The following is a 3,281-nucleotide window of genomic DNA, read 5'->3' on the forward strand; positions in this document are numbered from 1 at the left end:
GGAATGACGAGAAGCCAGCAGCATCAGTCACGGCAAGCGGCGTTAAATCAGCCATCACAGTAACCAAGTCTGGCTACGTGTTTATCGACAGGTGATCACATGAAGCCACGAATTAAGTCACTGCTGATTGCCGGATATAACCACGGCCTGCTGAGCGCTGCGTTTGTCCGGTTCTGGTTTGAAAAACTCCAACTGAGGTCTGTATGACACCGTCTGAACTGAGTGACCTGCTGTGGAATCAGGTCGACAGGGTAGCCCGATACCTGTTGCCAAACGGCAAGAAAGAGGCACATGAGTGGGTTGCAGGAAGCGTTAACGGGGAGTCAGGGAAAAGCCTGAAGGTGAATCTGGCAGGCAAGAAAGTCTGGCAGGATTTTGCGGAAGGAAGCGGTGGTGACCTGCTGGATTTATGGGTAGCGGTCCGGGATTGCGGACTACACCGGCGATGACGGAAGCGAAAGAGTTTCTCGGCATCAAAGACAGTGACCACCACTTCACAGCAAAGCAGCAAAAGAAATTCTCCCGACCAGACCGCAAAAAAATCTCCCGCTACCTCACCAAAACCGAAAAGCATCTCGAATATCTGGCATCTCGCGGCATTACCGCTGAGACGGCAAAGGCATTTGAAGTTGCGGCGGCAAAGGTCTGGAACGGTGAGCGTGAGCTGGATGCACTGGCTTTCCCGTACAAGCGCGACGGTGAGCTTTTGCAGGTTAAACGCATCAGCACTGAGCGCCCTGACGGGAAGAAAGTGATTATGGCAGAAGGCGATTGTGAGCCGTGTCTGTTTGGCTGGCAGGCAATCCCTAAAGACGTTCGCCTGGTTGTGCTGTGTGAGGGCGAAATCGACTGCATGACGTATTACCAGTACGGCCTTCCGGCTCTGTCTGTCCCGTTCGGCGGTGGTAAGGGTGCCAAGCAGCAGTGGATTGAGTTTGAGTTTCACAATCTGGACCGGTTCGATGAAATCTGGATTTCAATGGATGCCGATGAAGTGGGTCAGATTGCAGCCAAAGAAATCGCCAGCCGCCTCGGTGAGCATCGCTGCCGTCTGGTCAGCCTCCCGCACAAGGACATCAACGAGTGTTTGCAGGCAGGAATGACAGCGGAGCAGGTTATCGATGTGCTGGAGCGAGCTGCGTTCTTCGATCCTGAAGAGCTTTACAGCGCCCGCGAGTTCTATCAGGACACCATCAACGCCTTCTACGGCAAAGAGCAGTATCTCTTCACCAGTCCGTGGGAGTCCCTGAACCACAATTTCCTTTTCCGCGAGTCTGAGCTGACCATCGTGAATGGGGTGAACGGTCATGGCAAAACGGAAGTGGCAGGCCACATGGTGCTGGAAGCGATGAGGCAGGGCGTAAGAGCTTGTGTTGCTTCTCTTGAGCTGAAGCCGGGCGCACTGCTTAAACGCCTTACACGACAGGCTACCTGTCTGAAACTGCCACCGCAGCTGGAGATAGACTCAGCGTTCAAGTTCTACGATGACCGGCTGTGGCTCTTCGGCCTGACCGGCACCGCAAAAGCAGATCGCCTTCTGGAAATCTTCGAATACGCCCATCGACGCTACGGCATCCAGCTGTTCATCATCGACAGCCTGATGAAGTGCGGAATTGGTGATGACGATTACAACGGGCAGAAAGCCTTTGTCGATGCGGTGTGTGACTTCAAGAACCGCACCAACAGCCACGTCATCATGGTTACTCACAGCCGTAAAGGTGACAGCGAAGAGAAACCAACCGGCAAGATGGACGTTAAAGGCACCGGGGCAATCACTGACCTCACCGATAACCTGTTTATCATCTGGCGCAACAAAGTCAGGGAGCGAGCCATCCAGAAGCAGCAGATGGGCGAAACGCTGAACGACAAGGAACAAGCCGCACTATCCGCATCGGCTTCTGTCCTGATGCTTGAGAAGCAGCGAAACGGAGAGGGATGGGAAGGTGGTATACCGCTCTATCTTGAGGAGCAGTCGCATCAGTTCCTGATGACTGAAACCGCCTCACCTTACAACTACATCGCCAATATGCCAGCCGCTGAATATGACGAGGCCTGGGCGAACCAAAATGTTACGGAGTATGCATGAATTACCGACTCAGCTACAAAGAAGCCGCTGAATATACGGACGCGATGGAGTACCTGATAAAGCACTTCGATGAGTTCCCGACAAAAGTACCGCAGGGCGGTCCGACGCCGGAGATTTCCGTTGCATACCATAAATCCCACCGGTTTGTATTGACGCCAGAAGGTGAGGTTGTTTTCGGTAACTGCATGGTGCCTGGCATTAATGCCGCAGAGTTCAACGACTACCGCCGCAGCGTCTACCTGATGATGCACGACAAAGGGGAAGAGTGATGAGCAAGTTAACCGCTGAACAAATCGCATCAGAAATGGATGTATTTGAGAAGCTTTATCCAATCCCAAGGCACACAAGTCGCTGCGGAAATGGTTATGCAGTATCTGAGTTCAATGCATGGGATGGCTTTGAGTATTGCAAGATGTGGGATGGATGGAAAGCTCGGGCTGAGATTGCCCTGCCAGTACTGGAGCAGCAAGAGAAGGCAGCCGGCAAGCATCAGGAAGGAGAGTGAGATGAACGCGAAGATTTATAGCGGTTTCGAGGCCATAGGCTTCATCGCAATAGGGATGTCACTCGGGTTTATGATTGGACTGGCGGTGACATTATGACAAGCAACGATGAGCTGGAGCGGCAGAAGTTTAACTGCTGGTTCGAAGATAACTGGCGCTACACCATAAAATCTTTCTCAGCAATGGAGAGAAGAAGGCTTCAGCAGATAGCATGGTGGGCATGGCTCGCCCGCAGCAAACAGGAGCAGAGCGATGGATAAGAGCAGAGAGCAGTTTGAAGCGTGGCTTAAATCAACGGGGCACAACCCGCCATATAGCGTTAAGCGTGGCTATTGGGAAATTTGGAAGGCATCACGCGCAGCTATCGAAATTGAACTGCCGCCGGTGATGCGCATTGAAGAGCCAGCCATCTCTTTTTGTGCATATGGCCGCGCCGGAGTTTTGAATGCCATTTACGAGCATGGTTTGAATGTGAAAGGTGATGACAGTGGAGAAACAGACGTACCTCATCAGAGATAACCGAATACGCCAGAACTGCATAGAAGCCATCCAGAACCTCCCCGCTAATACCGATCGCCCCCTACAGATAATCATCCAGGAAGACACCCGCAGCCTTGCGCAAAACGCAAAACTCCACGCAATGCTTACAGACGTAAGCAGGCAGGCAGTATTCATGGGGAAAAAGAGGTCAG

4 protein-coding genes and 1 pseudogene are annotated in these 3,281 nt (G+C 52.5%); all 5 read left to right on the forward strand.

Going from position 1 to position 3,281, the window contains the following annotated elements:
* The first annotated feature begins 203 nt into the window (after window positions 1-203).
* The 5 genes and pseudogenes from P3C52_RS20835 to P3C52_RS20855 all read left to right on the forward strand — a co-directional run bounded on the left by P3C52_RS20835 (window position 204) and on the right by P3C52_RS20855 (window position 3,108).
* Window positions 204-2,086 (forward strand): annotated as a pseudogene (locus P3C52_RS20835) (toprim domain-containing protein).
* The gene (locus P3C52_RS20840) at window positions 2,083-2,355 is read left to right on the forward strand and encodes a hypothetical protein (RefSeq protein ID WP_275556766.1); all 273 of its coding nucleotides are present in this window, start codon (window positions 2,083-2,085) and stop codon (window positions 2,353-2,355) included. Before P3C52_RS20835 ends, P3C52_RS20840 begins: the two are co-directional and overlap by 4 nt.
* A complete protein-coding gene (locus P3C52_RS20845) occupies window positions 2,355-2,591 on the forward strand; it encodes a hypothetical protein (RefSeq protein WP_275556767.1) in 237 nt (78 codons plus the stop codon). Before P3C52_RS20840 ends, P3C52_RS20845 begins: the two co-directional genes overlap by 1 nt.
* A 93-nt stretch (window positions 2,592-2,684) precedes the next feature.
* Window positions 2,685-2,849, forward strand: coding sequence for a hypothetical protein (locus P3C52_RS20850; protein ID WP_275556768.1), 165 nt, complete (start codon window positions 2,685-2,687; stop codon window positions 2,847-2,849).
* Entirely contained in the window at window positions 2,842-3,108 is a 267-nt protein-coding gene (locus tag P3C52_RS20855; RefSeq protein ID WP_275556769.1) for a hypothetical protein, read from the forward strand. Before P3C52_RS20850 ends, P3C52_RS20855 begins: the two co-directional genes overlap by 8 nt.
* Window positions 3,109-3,281 lie beyond the last annotated feature (173 nt).

Source organism: Mixta sp. Marseille-Q2659 (assembly GCF_940807255.1).
GTDB lineage: Bacteria > Pseudomonadota > Gammaproteobacteria > Enterobacterales > Enterobacteriaceae > Mixta.

Coding starts and splice junctions, on each gene's coding strand:
- P3C52_RS20840 (WP_275556766.1), top strand. CDS start 2,083: ATGAATTACCGACTCAGCTACAAAGAAGCCGCTGAATATACGGACGCG.
- P3C52_RS20845 (WP_275556767.1), top strand. CDS start 2,355: ATGAGCAAGTTAACCGCTGAACAAATCGCATCAGAAATGGATGTATTT.
- P3C52_RS20850 (WP_275556768.1), top strand. CDS start 2,685: ATGACAAGCAACGATGAGCTGGAGCGGCAGAAGTTTAACTGCTGGTTC.
- P3C52_RS20855 (WP_275556769.1), top strand. CDS start 2,842: ATGGATAAGAGCAGAGAGCAGTTTGAAGCGTGGCTTAAATCAACGGGG.